Annotated in this window: 14 protein-coding genes; 2 read left to right on the top strand and 12 right to left on the bottom strand. The window is 54.9% G+C overall.

All coding sequences use genetic code 11. The features are described 5' to 3' along the window. Positions 1-240: 240 nt before the first annotated feature. From MHN28_RS24090 to MHN28_RS24065, 6 genes are all read right to left on the bottom strand, one after another. Complete coding sequence (locus MHN28_RS24090) at positions 241-1359, bottom strand: glycosyltransferase family 4 protein (protein ID WP_239345515.1); 1119 nt, start codon at positions 1357-1359, stop codon at positions 241-243. After that, positions 1271-2584 carry an O-antigen ligase gene (locus MHN28_RS24085; protein ID WP_239345513.1) on the bottom strand — a complete coding sequence of 438 codons (1314 nt, stop codon included), beginning with the start codon at positions 2582-2584 and terminating at the stop codon, positions 1271-1273. The genes MHN28_RS24090 and MHN28_RS24085 overlap by 89 nt, the downstream gene beginning before the upstream one ends. Continuing rightward, positions 2584-3447 carry an ATP-grasp fold amidoligase family protein gene (locus tag MHN28_RS24080; RefSeq protein ID WP_239345512.1) on the bottom strand — a complete coding sequence of 288 codons (864 nt, stop codon included), beginning with the start codon at positions 3445-3447 and terminating at the stop codon, positions 2584-2586. The genes MHN28_RS24085 and MHN28_RS24080 overlap by 1 nt, the downstream gene beginning before the upstream one ends. A 4-nt stretch (positions 3448-3451) precedes the next feature. Then, positions 3452-4762, bottom strand: coding sequence for a flippase (locus tag MHN28_RS24075; RefSeq protein WP_239345510.1), 1311 nt, complete (start codon positions 4760-4762; stop codon positions 3452-3454). Then, positions 4759-5790 (bottom strand): NAD-dependent epimerase/dehydratase family protein, encoded by a 1032-nt coding sequence (locus tag MHN28_RS24070; protein WP_239345517.1) that lies wholly within the window; start codon positions 5788-5790, stop codon positions 4759-4761. Before MHN28_RS24070 ends, MHN28_RS24075 begins: the two co-directional genes overlap by 4 nt. A 602-nt stretch (positions 5791-6392) precedes the next feature. Continuing rightward, positions 6393-7385 (bottom strand): hypothetical protein, encoded by a 993-nt coding sequence (locus MHN28_RS24065; protein WP_239345508.1) that lies wholly within the window; start codon positions 7383-7385, stop codon positions 6393-6395. 631 nt (positions 7386-8016) lie between these two features. Here MHN28_RS24065 and MHN28_RS24060 point away from each other — a divergent pair. Then, on the top strand, positions 8017-10152 hold the full coding sequence (locus MHN28_RS24060) for a polysaccharide biosynthesis tyrosine autokinase (RefSeq protein WP_239345507.1): 2136 nt from the start codon (positions 8017-8019) through the stop codon (positions 10150-10152). A gap of 76 nt (positions 10153-10228) precedes the next feature. On the opposite strand, the gene MHN28_RS24055 is transcribed toward MHN28_RS24060, so the two are convergent. Next, positions 10229-10531: a hypothetical protein gene (locus MHN28_RS24055; protein ID WP_239345505.1), complete on the bottom strand. Its 303-nt coding sequence runs from the start codon at positions 10529-10531 to the stop codon at positions 10229-10231. Positions 10532-11158: 627 nt separating this feature from the next. Between MHN28_RS24055 and MHN28_RS24050 the strand changes: the two genes are divergently transcribed. Continuing rightward, complete coding sequence (locus tag MHN28_RS24050) at positions 11159-12319, top strand: nucleotide sugar dehydrogenase (RefSeq protein ID WP_239345503.1); 1161 nt, start codon at positions 11159-11161, stop codon at positions 12317-12319. A 132-nt stretch (positions 12320-12451) separates the two neighbouring features. Here MHN28_RS24050 and MHN28_RS24045 read toward each other — a convergent pair whose 3' ends face one another. From MHN28_RS24045 to MHN28_RS24025, 5 genes are all read right to left on the bottom strand, one after another. Then, on the bottom strand, positions 12452-12721 hold the full coding sequence (locus MHN28_RS24045; RefSeq protein ID WP_239345501.1) for a hypothetical protein: 270 nt from the start codon (positions 12719-12721) through the stop codon (positions 12452-12454). A 198-nt stretch (positions 12722-12919) separates the two neighbouring features. Beyond that, positions 12920-14368, bottom strand: coding sequence for a mannose-1-phosphate guanylyltransferase/mannose-6-phosphate isomerase (locus tag MHN28_RS24040; RefSeq protein ID WP_239345499.1), 1449 nt, complete (start codon positions 14366-14368; stop codon positions 12920-12922). Between the two features lie 254 nt (positions 14369-14622). Further along, a complete protein-coding gene (locus MHN28_RS24035) occupies positions 14623-15354 on the bottom strand; it encodes a metallophosphoesterase family protein (RefSeq protein WP_239345498.1) in 732 nt (243 codons plus the stop codon). Positions 15355-15467: 113 nt separating this feature from the next. Next, positions 15468-15986 carry a hypothetical protein gene (locus MHN28_RS24030; protein ID WP_239345496.1) on the bottom strand — a complete coding sequence of 173 codons (519 nt, stop codon included), beginning with the start codon at positions 15984-15986 and terminating at the stop codon, positions 15468-15470. Between the two features lie 495 nt (positions 15987-16481). Next, positions 16482-16754: a hypothetical protein gene (locus MHN28_RS24025; protein WP_239345494.1), complete on the bottom strand. Its 273-nt coding sequence runs from the start codon at positions 16752-16754 to the stop codon at positions 16482-16484. Positions 16755-17100: the final 346 nt, after the last annotated feature.

Raw genomic sequence — 17100 nt, 5'->3', positions numbered from 1 at the left:
TTCGAACTGCGCAACAACGACATCATCTTCATCGCCGAAAACCCCGTCACACGATGGGGCAGAACAATCAGCCAAATCACTCCATCGCTCATAACAACACCCATAAACGCTGCCGTAAACTAAACAATGACAAACTCTAAGTGCGGTTCAGAAGAGCTTTATCAAGGATCTGCGCAAGCGTAAGTCCAGTCGCAAACCGAGTGGGATCAAGTCTTAGGTGAAAACGTCGTCAAAACTGTTTCAACGGGCTGATGCGGCGGACTGCAATGCATCGTTGTAACTCGCGATGACTATCTTTTCATCGAAAACTGTTTCCGCAATTTCTCGGGACCGCGCACCCATCCCGTTCATCTCGACGTCCCCGAGTTCCAGGAAATTCCTCATGGCGTCTGCCAATGACTCCACTGACTTGGGCGCGCAGAGAAACCCGCTACTTCCGTGGTCGACAACATCTTTGCAGCCAGGCTGGGTCGTTGTAATGATCGGTCGTCCCATTGCAGCGGCTTCAAGCAACGAGCGTGGCGTGCCTTCGCGATAGAAAGAGGGCAACACGACGCAATCAGCAGAAGCAACAACCGGGCGAACGTCCTTAACGGATGGGTGGTATTCGACAATGCCGTCTTTTGTCAGGGCATTGATCTCAGCCTCATCCAATCCTCCGGCTTTACCGCCTCCGTAGGGGCCGAGAAGAACAAACCGTGCCTCGGGAAACTCTGGCGCAATGGCGCGCGCGGCCTCAACGAATTCAATGATCCCTTTTTCCCGCAGCATCCGTGCAACAAGCGTGAAACACCGGTTTTTGCCGGTACCGGGTAAAGGGGTTGCCGGGAACCTCTGCAAATCCACGCCGGACCCGGGCAGAAGACAAGCCTGTTCCCGCGCAATAAGTTTGTTATCGACAAAGGTGGCCAGATCCTCAGGGTTTTGCAGAAACACGCGCGGGCAACGTCGGAAAGCTGTGCGGTAGAGGAATTTGACCACCCGGGACAGCAGAGTGTCTTTGTCAAACACACTTCCAAGCCCGGTCACGTTCGGCAGAAATGGAATACCCAACATCCGGGCCGAGAGAGCGCCGTAGATATTGGGCTTAATCGTATAGCCCAGAATGGCATCGGGACGATGCTGTCGGACGATCCGGAAGACCCGCGCCAATAGCGCCAGTTCGGCAGGGACTGAGGTGCCCGTGGCGCTCATTTTCAGGTCCACGAACCTGACGCCCATCTGCTCGAAATCCTGAGTGTAGTCGTCACGGGGCGCCACCGCGATCAGGTCATGCCCCTGTGCGACCAACTCGCGGATCAGGGTTCCCCGGAAGTTTATCAGCTTGAAACTGGAATTGGCCAGAAGGAGAATTTTCACGCGAACGGAGCCTTTTTTGTATTGTTGTGAGTACAGCGAGTAAGAAAATGGTGATCCAGAATTCCCTTTTCCTGACTGAATATGTGTACATCCAAGTAATCGCCTGCCCGACCAATAGCGGGAAAAAGAACATCAAGAACCGGTCCAGACTGTTCGTCCACTTCGCAACGAACGTACTTTTGAGGACGAACCAGAGAAAAAATATGTACGCAATGAAACCGACAAGTCCCGATGTCGCCAGCAAAGCGAGGTAGGTGCTATGGATCTCAAATTCGTCGTAGACCCCTACAATGTTACCCAAGCCCACTCCAAAAACAGGCCGGTCTTGGAAGGCATGGACCCCGGCCATAAGATTTTTGAAGTAAAAACCGTCTGAGAAATTATCCAGGCCAGCCTTGGTGAACTTTGCTTCAAATCGCCAAAGAGCCCCTTCTACGTTTGACAGGGCGAACGAGACGACCACAAAGGCACAGATTCCGATAACAAATGAAAGAACAACGAAAACGCTGCCCATTCGTACATCCGACTTTCGGCCCGAAAAGAACATCAAGGTACCGACGAGCAACATAAGACCGACGCCCAAACCAAGCATAGATGCCCTCTTACCGGTCAGAATCAGAGCAAACAAAATACAGAAGACGAGCGCAGAGTTAAAAAACGTTCGGGGAATAAATCCCGAAAGGATCGCGGCAATACCAATGGTGGTGAACGTCAAAAAATAGTTGCCGGCCTGCCCAGTGTTTCGGAAACTTCCCGCCAGACCGCCTTCAACTGGATTAAGGTGGGGAAACACAAATAGCGTAACCAGCCCGTATACAGCGATGACGCCAGATCCCAGCAGCATTGATCTTGTAATCCTGCTGGCCAGTTCCGGCGAATAGTTCAATGGCAACAGGTTGAATATTGCGAGGGAAAACAGGATCGCAAACACATGGACTGCAAGTTCCACGATCGCGCTCGGAATGTTGTCTGCAAAAATCGCTGAGATGAAGAACGCCGCCAAAAGTGGCAAGGCGTAGCTATAGTGCTTTGTAAATCTGAGCTTCCCGCCCCTGAGAATTACAATCACAAAAGAAATGCCGATCAACAGCATGAGAGCAAGATCGCCAATAGCAATTCGCCCAGCTACCCCCTGCCCCGCAGGGCCAAGAGTTTGGGTCAAGCCAGCAGCAAATGCCGCAATACCAGCCGCAAGGACAACAAATCTATTGGAACGACGCGCCATCAAACCCTCGGCAACAATTGAATGACTTCGCCGAGCTGTTGATCTCCATGTTCCGGCTGGAATTTTTCGGCGCCGTTTCCTGGAAAGAAGGTCATTTCTCCCAGCTTCAAGCCCTCTGGCATAAAGTAGAAATCAACGCGTACGAAGCCGAAACCGTTCGACAGTTTGCGCGCGGTTTCCAGCGCCTCTGTGAGTTGAGCGGGCGGAGACATCGCCTCGGGCTTGCGCGGATAGCACATGGAGAAATCCATGAGCTGCCAGTCCGTCGAATAGAGTTGACGGGTGTGTTCGGTGTAGCGCCCGTGGTCGACCTGAATGGCAAAAGGCTCTCCGTCAGCGCAAAAGAATTTGAAATCTTTTGGTGGATTGCCGGTTTCATCACGCAGAAGCGGTTCAACGATGATCCGTTTCGGGATGCCTTTGTAGTTCGGCTCGCGGCTGCGCTGATAGTAGTCTTCCTGAAGCCATTCGCGAAAGGTCTGCAGATCCTCTGGAGTGAAAGCCACGCCCGCCTCGGCGGTGCGAATGATGGCCTCGCCGCTGCCATGGGTCGACTTCGCGATGACTTCACCCTCGAATTGAAACGCCTCGATCTCTTCAACGCTGTTGAAAACACCAATGGTTGGAACAACGAGAGGCTGCATCTCCATTTCCGCCAGCCACTCTTTGACCTGCGCCTTTTCAGTGATGCGACGGGCCAGATTCAGATCGCCCCTGAATGTCCATTTTTGCGCCAGAATATGCTCGTTAAAGGTTCTTGGCTGGCGGACCTTTGGGAAATACCCCAAACGCTTACGCGCGTTCAGAACGGACAGCGCATTATCCCAGATACGACCAGTCGGGAGGTAATTTTGTAGCTTCATAGGATCAACCACTTACAGGTGCGGCCTGCGGCGTTCTGTTTGAAAAAGTCCAAAATGACAAATTCCAAGTTCGGCAAGCCAGAAGACGCAGACCAAGCGACCACAAAACAATTGATCCTGAGGTCGCAAGGGCGGCACCGGTCATGCCGATCAGAGGAATAAGGATGAGGTTGGCAATCACTGAACACACGCCGGCTGCGGCGAATATCCAGGCCGTCGTGCGTTGGTGGCCCTGCATATAAAGTGCCTGCATTGTTGCCCCATTGGCCGCAACGACCAGATTGGCAGCACAGAGGATCAACATGATCGGATAACCGGGCAGATATTCAGGTCCGGCCAATGTGCGGATGATGTCATCGCCCCACAATGTCAGAGCCACCAAAGCCAATCCGCCAAAGCCCAGGGAAAACTGGGCACTTTTACGCAGATACTCTGAAACCTTTTCTGATGCGGAATTGCCATCCGCAGCAGCCAGATAGGGGGCATATAGATGGCCAATAGCCTGCACGCCAAAGGTCACCAGAATCGCAGCCTGCGCTGCTATGCGATAGATGCCGGCTTCGGCCTCACCCGCCAGAATGCCCAACAGGATGACATCGATTTGGCGGTTGAACACCAACAACCCGGTCACAAGCGCAAACGGAACGACCTGGTTTAGCCATGCTGTATTACTCATCTTGCTTGCCGTGGCTACCAACGGGCGAAGATCGTTCCGGATCAGTAACAAGCTGAGAAGACAGGTGGTCACTGCCGAAGCTACATAAAACCCAGTTGCGATGCGCCAGTCCTGAAGCTGAGAAATCAGCATAAAGACCAGTGTCAGCCCCAGCACCAAACCAGGTATCAGAATAGTGCCAACGAAAATGGCAGAGTTAGGCCTGTAGCTGCCGCGCAAGACACCTTCGGCCAAACCGGTAAAGCACAGAAAAGGCAGTGCGAACGAAAACAACGCAACGCTTGTAAGGAATGCTTCGGTACCTGACTGCAGCCAAACCGCGATCCAAAGGCCTGTAATCAGAAGGCCCGAATAAAGTGCCGAGACCCGAAAGCCTGCCACCAACAGGCCACCTGCCAGATGCGGACCGCTGTCTTGGCGTGCTTTTGCCACGTGCTTGGTAACAAGGGTCGAAGCACCATTCTTGATTGGAATGACAAGCAAAGTGATCGTCGCAAGTCCAAACGCAAATACACCGAACTGTGCGGGCCCCAGAATACGGGCCAGCACAATTGTCATGGTTGCACCAAGTAGCGCCTCCAGCCCCTTGAGGCCGAGTACAATCAGTCCTCGTCGTGCCTTGAGGATGCGGGAAATCAATTTTTGGGCACCTGATAATATTCGCAATACCAGTCAACAAAACGGGCAACACCGTCTTTGATATCGGTCTTGGGGGAATAGCCGGTCAAATCCCTGAGAAGCGTAGCCTCAGCCCAGGTGGCCGGAACGTCCCCCGGTTGCATGTCCATGTAGTTACGAACAGCCTTCCGCCCGACGGCCAATTCAATAGCGTCGATGAAATCCGTGAGTTGTTCGGACTTCGAGTTACCAATATTGATAACCCGGTGTGGCGCCACAGGCGACAAACTATCTCCTTGTTTGATGTCGGTGCCATTGGCGGGACGTTCCGGAGCCACATCAAGCAAGAGGCGAATGGCTTCGACCAGATCTTCCACATAGGTAAAGTCGCGCTTCATTTCGCCGTGATTGTAGACGTCGATTGGCTTGCCTTCGAAGATCGCCTTGACGAATTTGAACAGCGCCATGTCAGGACGACCCCAGGGGCCATAAACCGTAAAGAAACGGAACATGGTAATCGGCAAATCAAACAGATGCGAATACGAATGGGCCATATTCTCGTTCGATTTCTTGGTCGCCGCGTAGAATGACATTTGGTGATCGGCGCGTTGAGTTTCCCTGTATGGCATCTCTGTATTTGCGCCGTAAGCCGAAGAAGTCGAAGCCAGCAACATATGAAGCGGCGGATAAGCACGCGCCGCTTCCAGGATCTCAAATGTTCCGATTAGGTTGCTTTCCAAATAGGAACGCGGGTTTTCAATGGAATACCGTACCCCAGCCTGAGCGGCGAGGTGGACCACATAGTCAGGCGTATGCGTACGGAACAATTCCATGACCAGACCGGGCTCTTCGATTTTGCCGATCACAGGTATAAAGTTTTCGCCGTTCGGCTCCTTCACCAGTAGCTCGTGGCGATCTTTTTTCAGAGAGACGTCATAATAATCGCTTAAGCAATCCAACCCTACAACGCGGTAGCCCTGGGCCAGAAGCAGGCGGCTTAGATGAAATCCGATAAAGCCCGCTGATCCAGTCACGAAAACAGTTTTCACGTCTTTTGCCTTTCTTAAATTCGCGATTTCATTACCGCCAAACATGTCGCGGGTGAACACCTTATCTTTGGCATCCGCAAGTTCTTTATGTCGCGGTTGGGAACGACGAAATTGCAGTTGCCTTCTAAACACATCGGGTTCCTCACGACGTGCGAGCCGAGGAATTCCTCTTGCTCCGGCATCGGTTCATCGACGACTACTTCTGCGCCCTTAGATGACGGGCGTTTCTAGATACACTGAATAAAAGTCTGCTGAATTTGCCGCGCCAGATCGCCTTCCACAAAACAAGTGATCTCTGAAGTTACCGGAGCCAGTTCCGATGGACACTTCCAGCTGTTCTGGATCTATGGCCACGCGCGCACCATGCCGCCGTCATTCACGATGGTAATGCCTACGCTATCATAGGTACTATATTTCAGGCACTTAAGGCTTTCTAGAAAACCAGGGCCACCTGATTAGCGCCCATTACTCCACTAACTTCACACCTAATATAGATTGGACGCCTTTACCTGGGGCTATTTTCTAGGCACAGGAGGCTGCACTTGACGAGCAGCCTCCTGTTTTGTTTCGAAAATGCCATCTGCCCCCTATGACCACGAGGGTTACGTGCTTGATGTCGAAGTTCCTGACCTCATCTCTAGAAATTTCCGCAATTGCGCGGTTTCGGGTTCGGACAACGCTCGGTCGAAAATACCATACGAATAGAGTCGCGCGCTCCCAGGTAGCGCCTTTTCTCCCGCGCCGATAGTCTGCGCGCCATTGATCGTGACGCCATTCTCATCCGCCCAAAACTCCGTGACGCCCGCCCCAAAGTCAGGCAGGCTGACCACCAGTTCATCGTCAACCAGATCGCCCGAGATGTACCAGATATCGCGTTCGCCCGCTTCGGTTACGTCGAATTGATTGACGCGCTTTTGATAAGGCGTCTTTGCTAACCCCGCCTCATGTTGGGGGTGCCAGACTTCGACGACACGCGCGGTCACACCTGCCCACGTGCCGACGTTAAACGAAGTTGGCGAGCCACCGACAACGGAACCGCTCACCTCTTGCCAATCGCCATTTAGAGTGTGCGTAAATTCAGTGGAACCGCTCAGGCGGCATCGGATTGTTTCTGCAGCAGCACCCTTGATCCAGACACTTCCGACGTAATCTCCTGACGGAAGTGGGTTCAACGAATGTCGGAAGATCTGATTGGCCGCCGAAAATGCCAGACGGGCGGCAGTTTGGCTACCATCCGGAGCCACCGTCGCGTCGACGCCAAGAACGCAACTACCTGCGCCTGACCCGGCGAATTGCCAACCAGAAAAATCAGAAGTTCCATTCAGGTTCTGACGCAGCCCGCTTGCTGGGTGACGCGCCAGTGTAGGTCGGTTTTGATCGCTGACGTTTTGGACCGCGTGATGCCCGTGCCGACTCTTGTCGGTCACATAAGCAACCGGCTGAGCTGAACCCGTCACTGGAATTGTTCCCGCCGGGTCCTGAAACAGTGTACGCAGATCGGAAGGATCGAGCCAAACCTTCGGGTTCAGGCTTTCAATTCCTCGGCGGCTGTTGCGCAGTGCTACCGATGTGATGTTGAGACCAAGATCAATCATGCCTTGCCACCATTTTGCATTACGTTATCCGGTTGTGGAATGGACTGATCGATAGCGCCCGGACCGGCCTCGCAAGTGCTTTCTGTTCGGAACATGTTTATACGTCTCCATCTTGTTGCATATCGCGATCCGTCAACATGGCCTTGCGCCCCGACATCGGACTTCTCGGGTTGAGAAGCTCAGGACTCTGCTGCTTGCTGATACCTGGCCGTACCAGATGTCCTGGCGTGGCCGTTCAACTCCGGATCTGGATTTGGTTTTCTCGCCACCCAGGAAGATTCCCGAAGTTCGTTGAATTCAAGTTAGGCAACCGTCCGGTGTGACAAACAAGGATAGGCAACACCAAGAGCGGACAAACAGCCTGTTGCGTTAGATTGTCGTGTAGTTTGCCGGGCTGGCTTTGCGGGTGCATCGGTGTGCGCCGCAGTGTGCGTGTGGTTATGGGTGTTTTTGCTCTGACGTTGCGCGGTTTTTGAGGCGCGTATTGCGGGGCCTGTCCGGGCGCTTTGTGCGTGTGTTCGGTTGTGGTCGGTCGGGCTGTTTAGGGATCTTTATTTATGAACCTGAGCGGTGTAGAGAGCGCACGCGCACGTGGATTGCGTATATTGTCATTTAGGATTGTATTTCTGACATGAAGCAAACGCCGATACACGACGGGCCTTTCAACCCCGGTCGCGCGCAAGTGAGTGATGCGTCCGAGGACGACACGATCGACCTGAGTGTCTTGATGGGCACGTTGTGGCGCGGCAAGTGGATCATTGCCCTGACGACCGCGGCGGCGATCCTGCTTGGGGTGTATTACGCGTTTGTTGCCGCGGTGCCGCTATACCGGTCCACGGCTGTGGTCATGCTGGAAACCGAACAGGCCAGCGTGATCGATCTGCAAAGCGTGGTGGGTGGTCTGGCCGGAGATACGGCCGAGGTCAATTCAGAGCTTGAGGTTCTGCAGTCGCGGGGCCTGATGGGCAAGGTTGTGGACAAGCTGGATCTGGTGTCGGACCCCGAGTTCAATGCCGCGCTTCAGCCGGTCTCGGCGCTCGACGGCGCGAAAGAGTTTCTCAAGTCCGCTCTGGGCACCGGAGGCAGCCCCGCCCAGGAGCCGGAGGATCTGGCCAGGCAGCGCACCCGGGACAGCGTGATTACGGCCCTGCTCCGGAAGGTCTCGACACGCAACGTGCGGCAAAGTCTGGTCTTCGAGGTGACGGTCGAGACGGAATCGGCGCGCAAATCCGCCCTGATCGCAGACACGATTGTCGAGCTGTACGTCCTGAACCAGATTGAGGTGAAGTTCGAAGCCACCGAACAGGCGACCGAATGGCTGACCGACCGTGTGGCCGAGCTGCAGGTCGAGCTGGAAACCGCAGAGGCGAAGGTCAACGAATTCAACGCGACAACAGCCCTGATCTCGCCCGAGGCCTTGCAGTTGCAGGAAGTCCAGCTGAAAGAACTGCGCGAGCGCAGCGTGTCGGCCGAGGCAACCCGTGTTGCCGCTCAGACCCGGTACGACCTGCTGGAGGCCGCGGATAGCCGCGCGGCGCAGGCCGAAGCCGGTCAGGATCCGCAGTTGCAACGCCTGTACGCGCAGATTGAAGACTCCGACACCGGCGAAGCCGCGTTCGACACCGCCTATCAGCGCCTGGTCGCACGAACAGCGCTCGAGGCGCAGCGGGCGGCGCAGCAGGTTCAGGCGCTGACGCAATCATCTGAAGAGCTGGGTCAGCAGATCGCACAACGGAATGCAGATCTGATCACGCTGCAACAACTGGTCCGCGAAGCCGAAGCGGTCCGGCTGCTGTATGAGTATTTCCTGGCCCGACTGAAAGAGACCGCCGTACAGGAAGGGATCCAGAAAGCGGACAGCCGACAGCTGTCACGCGCGGTGATCCCCGACACCCCGGCATTGCCGCGTAAGGCGCTGGTCCTGGCGCTTGCGGCCATTCTGGGCCTCATGCTGGGCGTGGGCTTCGTGCTGCTGGCCGAAGCCCGGCGCAAAGGCTACCGGTCCGCGCGCGAGCTGGAGCGCAAGACCGGGTACAGCGTTCTGGGGCAGATTCCGATCGTCCCCGCCAGTGGCCGCCGCAAGATTCTGGAATATCTCGCCGCCAAGCCGTCGTCGGCCACAGCCGAGGCCGTGCGCAATCTGCGCACCTCGCTGATGCTGTCCAATGTTGACCGCCCGCCGCAGGTTGTGGTGATAACGTCTTCGCTGCCGGGGGAAGGCAAGACGACGAACGCGCTGGCCCTGGCGCAGAACTTTGTCGGGATCGGGAAAAAGGTCCTGCTGGTCGAAGGCGATATCCGGCGCCTGACCATGACGTCACAGCTGAAGGGCGCGCCCCAGAAGGGGATCGTGTCGGTTCTGGCAGGCGACGCCACCGCGCAGGAGGCAATCTTCCAGGATCCGCTGCTGGGCTGTGACCTTCTCGCCGGCGAGAAGACCGCGGCCAATGCTGCGGATTTGTTTGCCTCGGACCGGTTCCGTCAGTTTCTGGACGACATGCGCAAGCTGTATGACATCATCCTGATAGATACGCCGCCCACCCTGTTGGTGTCCGATGCGCGCCTGATTGCGCGTAACGCCGATGCGGTGCTGATGACGATCAAATGGAACGACACATCCGAACAGGACGTCACCGAGGCCATGCGCCTGTTCCACACCGACAATCAGCGCCTGACCGGCCTTGTGCTGGGACAGATCAATGCCCGCAGCGCCAAACACTATGGCTATTCCTACGGCAGTTACGCGAACAAGTATTACAGCAACTGAGGGCAAAAGCCTGTGCAGACAAAAAAACAGCGCACTGTTGAGGTGCGCTGTTTCTTTTTGAACTGAAGCCCGGGGCTCAGTTGGTGCCGGACGTGCTGGTTGTGCTGTTGGTCGACCCACCGCCACCTGCGGCCGCCACACCGACAGCGGCTGCAGCTACGCCAAGCGCCGGGGCAACAAGCGGCACAAAACCGGTCACGCCAGCTGCCGCCGCACCTGCGGCCGCTCCGCCAGCAGCACCGCCGCCGGCTCCGGCACCACCAGCAGCACCGCCTCCGGCACCGCCTGCGCCACCCTGAGCCGCACCTGCCGTGCCGGCATCCTGCGCATAAACGCTTGTCGCTGAAAAAGCCAACATCAGAAGCATCGCTCTGATCATCGTGTATCTCCTAAACCAACTCTGGCCCGAGCGTTACCACACACAATTAAACCTGAGAATGCAAATACAAAAATAATTGTGGAAATTTCTTAACTTGCCTCTGTTTGGGTCCAAATGTGTGCACAAATTTCCGGCCTCGCCGTCCAGTACCTAGCGAGCGTTTCACGTTTAACTTGATCCTCATATGAACCATCTCCGGTTCATCCTAAACAAGCTTAAATCTTGGTTCTCAGTCCTACGTGGCGGTCTCGTTCGAAGGCCCGCGCCAGGGCGAATCTTCTGTAACATCAAATTCCCATGACATCGCCAATATCGCGAGAGGGCAGAAGGCGCAGCCCCATGGAAACACCGGCCCATTGCGAGACTCGGACCTTGCGCATGAATATGCAGGGATGTGGGTGGATTGAGGGTCAACATGAGGACTGTCGCGTAGTCGGAAAGGCTTTTGGCGCAATCCTACTGGACAGCACGTCAGTAAGTTGGCAAATGGCTCGTATTTGCATCAGATAGGTCGGAACAAGTCCCGTTTTCACGAAGATAGTATTCGCGATACACATGCGCATTTACAATCTCGAGCTAATAAATCAGGTGAGATGCTGACCATCTTGGGGATATGAGGGTAGAGTAATGAAGATTGCAGTTGCGGGCCTGGGGTATGTCGGTCTGTCCAATGCGGTGCTTTTGGCGCAAAACCACGATGTCACGGCGATCGACATCTCGGAGGATCGCGTGCAGATGGTTAATTCCGGCCAATGCCCCATCGTCGATGCAGAGATGGAAGAGTTTCTGGGCAACCGCATGCTTTCATTGAAAGCCACTACGAAACCGGCCTACGAAGATGCTGAATTCGTCATCGTCGCAACGCCAACGAACTATGACCCCAGAACTAACTATTTCGACACATCCAGCGTCGAAGCTGTGGTCAAGCAGGTGACTGCGGTCAATCCAAATGCCACGATCATAATCAAGTCGACCATCCCAGTAGGGTATGTCCACTCTTTGCGCGCTGAGTTGGGCAGCGACCAGTTCATATTCTCTCCGGAATTCCTGCGGGAAGGACGCGCACTATATGACAACCTGCACCCGTCCCGCATTATCGTCGGTGAGCGTTCGGAACGGGCAAGGACGTTTGCAAACCTTCTGCTGGAAGGTGCCGTCACAAAAGATGTGCAGGTCTTGTTCACCGATCCGGATGAGGCCGAAGCCATCAAGCTGTTTGCCAACACGTATCTGGCCATGCGGGTGGCGTTCTTCAACGAACTTGACAGCTATGCGATGGCCGGTGGAATGGACACGCGCCAGATTATCGAAGGTGTCTCGCTGGATCCCCGCATCGGTGGGCACTACAACAACCCATCATTCGGTTACGGCGGCTATTGTCTGCCCAAGGACACCAAGCAGCTTTTGGCCAACTACAGCCACATACCGCAAAACCTCATTCGCGCCATCGTGGATGCCAATCGGACGCGCAAGGATTTTCTGGCGGATCAAATCCTGATGAAAGGCCCACGCGTTGTTGGGATACACCGGCTGGTCATGAAGGCCGGCAGCGACAATTTCCGCCAATCTTCAATCCAGGGCATCATGAAGCGGTTGAAAGCCAAAGGCGTCGAAGTCATTGTTTTTGAACCGGCGCTGGAGGAGGAGGAGTTCTTTCGTTCACGTGTGATAGAGGATTTGGAAACCTTCAAATCCCAAGCGGACCTGATCGTCGCCAACCGGTTCAGCCCAGAACTGGAAGATGTCGAACACAAAGTGTTCACCCGTGATCTGTTCGGAGCGGATTGAGCCACGACCAATCAACGCCTAATCGGCGCACCGGAGCTTTGGAAACCCTGCCGCCCGAAACTGAGCGGCAGTGCCGGGCAAAATACCCTGCGATTTGGGCATGCGGTCACTGAAATGCCTTGGACCAACGCGTTATGCCAGTACCATCGCATGGATCCCCGAAGCGGTGGTACCGGTTGCGTGTACGCGTGTTGCACCAACAGGCAGTATCGAGAAACTGGCCACCTGAACGGTACGGGTTTCGCCCCCGACAGTGGTCAGAACCACCGAACCACCTGTCTCGACATACAGGCCGATCGCCACATCGGCCAGATCAGCGGTGTCTGAGGTGACAACCGGAACAATGTCGCGCGCGGGGCCGGAAAGGCTGGAAGCTCGGTTGGTGAATGGATTGGTCGTCATGATACTGGTCTCACTGTCTGTGTCAGTCAGCGGCACGTTAGGCAATTCCGTTTAACGATCCGAAAGCCCACCGTACGTTGCCCCGGCAGCGAGCTTTTTTTTCAGCGACAGACCAGCTTCCAAATTCTGTATCTGCGGAGCGGGGCTAGGTTTGCCCGCCGCGCATCCAACACCAAAAGTTTCTTGAACGGCCTTTCGCTAACCCTTCGCACCCTGTCCGCGCGAATACATGTCTTCGTAGCGAACGATGTCATCCTCGCCTACATAGGTGCCGGTTTGTACCTCGATCAGAACCATCGGGACCTTGCCGGGGTTTTCCATACGGTGCGTGGCACCGAGCGGAATATAGACTGACTGGTTTTCGGTCACCAATTCCACGCGATCATCAATTGTCACGCGCGCCGTGCCCTCAACAACGATCCAGTGTTCCGAACGATGGAAATGGCTTTGCAGGCTGAGCGATGCACCGGGATGAACAAGGATACGCTTCACCTGGAAACGGTCTCCGACCACAAGGCTTTCGAACCATCCCCACGGGCGGTGGTCTTTTGGGAAGGTCGTCGCCTGTGACGCGCCCTTTTTCTTGAGCTCGGTCACCGCCTTTTTGACGTCCTGCGCACGAGACGTATCCGCTACCAATACCGCGTCATTCATCGCCACGGCGATGATGTTCTCCAACCCGATACCAACGATTTCCAACTGCTCGCTGTCGGAACGCAAAAGCGTGTTCTGGCAGTCAATCGCAGTCGCCCCGTCACTGGTCACGACACCTTGCGCGTCCGGCCCACTTTCACGCCACACCGCGTCCCAGCCACCCAGATCCGACCAGGCGGCATCAAAAGGCACGACCGAAAGATTTGTGGCTTTCTCCATGACCGCGTAATCGATGGAAATGTCTTCGGCTTGTGCCCAGCTTTCGGGGTCCAGGCGCAAGAACCCCAGATCCGGCATCGCTTTTTTCACCGCAGCCTTAACTGGCTCTACAAGGGCAGGTGCGTGCGCCTTGAAGGATTCGATGATATCTGCGGCCCGGAACAGAAAAATGCCTGCGTTCCATTTAAAGTTCCCGGCGGCCAACATTTCGGTTGCACGGTCGAGGTCAGGCTTTTCGACAAAGTTCTTCAGCGGGACAGGCGCACCGTCGACTCCCGGCACCGCGCTAAGCTCAAGATATCCATATGCCGTTTCAGGATGTGTAGGCGTGATGCCAAACGTCACCAATTGGCCTTGCTTAACTGCCGCCAATCCACGCGCAACCGCAGCGTGGAACGCTGCTGTGTCCGGGACGACGTGATCAGATGGGGCGACCAGCAAAACGGCCTCTGCGTCCTGAGCATAGGCATGCAATGCGGCCGCAAGGACCGCTGGGGCTGTATTCCGGCCCTCAGGCTCGATCATGATCGTACCGGGATCTATCCCAACCGCCTGCAATTGTTCGGCGACAATAAACCGAAAATCAGAATTGGTCAGAACAACCGGAGCCGTGAATTCCAAGTCCCCGCTTGTGCCCGACAGCCGACGGGCGGACGCTTGAAACAAGGTCTCGTCGCCAACCAGCGGAACGAATTGCTTGGGGTAGCTTTTTCTGGACAATGGCCACAGGCGTGTGCCGGAGCCTCCACATAGAAGGACAGGGCTGATCAACATATTAGTCTCAATATTTGACGCGGTTTAAGGTGCTCGTAATTATGTTAGCACGACCTGACAAGGCTAGGGTTAGATTGAACCGGAGAAAGAAACTTCGTGTGTCCGAACCACTAAACCTTGCCAAAACGCCCGAACAACCCACAGATTACTGCCCGCAGCGCGGGCTATGCGACGATTTAAGCGCACCTGGGGCAAGGGCGATGCGGCGACGTTTCTCTACTGTAGGTGCTTGGTGGGCGTTCAACAGCCTGTTTTTAAACGCGTTCGGTGATGAAAGTGGGTTCGCTACCATCCAGACAAACGGCACTTAGAACGCCAGTCGCATATGCGCCGGTATCCACAGATATCCGGCCTCGTCGCGCGGCAGCTGTTTCGACAATTGTATGGCCGTGGACCACCCATACACCATCCTGCCTATCCACCGTTCGAAACTCTGGATGACCCCACATGAGCGTTTTGTCAGATTGTTGATCTGCCGCAACATTCGGATCTGCGCCAGCATGTGTAACAAGTACATTGCCCGAGTAGTCAGATGTTTGCATCTCAACCATCCATTGGACTAAATCAGGGCCCATTGCTTCCAGCAGATCATCGCGACAGTCGAGCAGCTCGGAGCCCCCCATCTCGGCGCGCACACCCCGGACACCGAACGAGGCCAGAGTTTGAAGTCCGCCGTAGCGCAGCCAACGTGAACCGTATTGTTCGGGGTCGCGCAGAAAGTCCAGCATCATGTCTTCGTGGTTTCCCCTCAGACAGGTGAAATCCGCGCGGTCTTTTATCAGGCGCAATACCGCTGCGCTTTCCTCGCCACGATCAACATAGTCGCCGACAAGAATGACCCGGTGATCCTGTGGAACCCCGCGCAACAATTTTTCCAACTGCACTATGCAACCATGCACGTCGCCAATTACGCATACCGGGCTTTCAGGTGACGGCGTCGTGAAAGCCGCACGGCGCCCAAAGCGTTGAAAAAGCGATGACAGCATGTTGAGAGGATCTCCTGCATGGTTACTGCGACCGGTCACAAAACAGGGTTTTGCCGCCGTCGAAAGGAACCAAGGCGTAATACCGTTGCGAACCGACCTGGGCAAGCCCCAGCTCAGGCCCTCCGGCAGGCCGGAATACCCATTCGTATGATTTCTGCGCCTTTAATTTTGTGGACGCCATTTATGCGGTTGCGTCCTTTGTCCATGAACCATTTCCTGAGAGGCTCGGGGTAATATGCGGCCATAACCTGGCTGAAATAGTCAAAGTCCTTAGGGGCTAGACGACGGCCGCTGCGCGATGGTCCGTGAAAACCAAAAACTGTATCCGGATCGACGCACGTTCCTGGTAGTCCCAGAAACATCGTGCAGGTCGAATAGCAGACGCGACCCCGTATTTCCACCTGAACACCGTTGCGCTGAAGGTTGTCCAGTTCGATTAACCGGTCGTGTAGAAATCCGCCCCGGTCACTGCCAACGACAAAAGATTGCTCGGCTTTGACGGGCGAGGTCAAGGCGAGCACTGTCGTCAATAGCGCAAAATACAGTAATCCAGCCAAGCCCCGTCGCAGAGACCTGGCAATCGTTTCATCGGATGTGCCCGACGATTGACAGAACATTCTTAAATCCAGCATCACTAAACCTCCGATTCCAGTTGCGGGCCGGATCAGGGCTAAAGAGCTGTGATGCTTCGGATGTGCGCTCGACGTGTTGAAAATATGTTTTACTTCAACAAGTTAGCGATATTTTTTGTAAATTTGTTTGTTCTGGGCGTCTGTTTCAAGCAGTATTAGGCTGCCGACAATTCATCACTGATAAAAGACAAATTCAATAAATCTGTCGTCGATGTTCAGGTCGGTGTATTGCGCGCGGTCGAGATCACAGCTCGATAGAAAACGGGCGCAGGTATCCAAGCCCTCCGAGGAATTGGATTGGTCAACAGTAGCAAATTTCCCACTTCTTTGCAAAAAAGTGGTCGCGATCTTAACGCCTGTAACTTGGCAGGCAAATTCGAGCCCGGTGTTCCGATCGTCGGAGAGAGACATGTATGAGACATTGCCAGCACTTACCCGGGCGAGAGCTAACCGGCGATTTTGAAGCCTCATATGTATCCGTCCGATGAGGACGCCTCATTCGTAGATTTTCCCGGCCATGAGCATTTGCGCTGCCCGTTTCCAAGGATTTGATGTTTCTGTCTGACAGTCGTGTGCCCACGCTGTTGCTGCATCCAAGAATGCGTTGATCGTTGTGTTCTCCCATCCGTTTGCAGCGGGGGAGTATGGGCTGGAGGGATTAGCGTTCTCTTTGACTCGGCTGTCTTCGAAGTCAGCGGCCAGTGCTTTTACAAAACGGGTAAAGGTGGCTTCGTCTTCTACGCAGTCGCATAGCGACATCAGTTCCATGTCGTCCTTACCCTCTTATTGGAAATGCGGAGTTTTTTATCGCTATTCTCAAAAAAGCAAAGCCCGCCGATGAGGCGGGCATTGTTTCCGACGACTGTTCGCTGAAGCTGGTTGCGGGAGTAGGATTTGAACCTCTGACCTTCAGGTTATGAGCCTGACGAGGTTTGATCGTTAAGCAGACAGTCCGGTGGACTGTTTGTAGATCGAACGGGCTGTTAGAAGTTGGTTGCGGGAGTAGGATTTGAACCTCTGACCTTCAGGTTATGAGCCTGACGATGTTTGATCGTTAAGCAGACAGTCCGGTGGACTGTTTGTAGATCGAACGGGCTGTTAGAAGTTGGTTGCG

It is taken from the genome of Ruegeria sp. Ofav3-42, from assembly GCF_022347725.1.
Taxonomy (GTDB): domain Bacteria; phylum Pseudomonadota; class Alphaproteobacteria; order Rhodobacterales; family Rhodobacteraceae; genus Ruegeria.
Note: the sequence above shows the minus strand (reverse complement) of the source record. Positions and strands in the feature narration are given on the sequence as shown.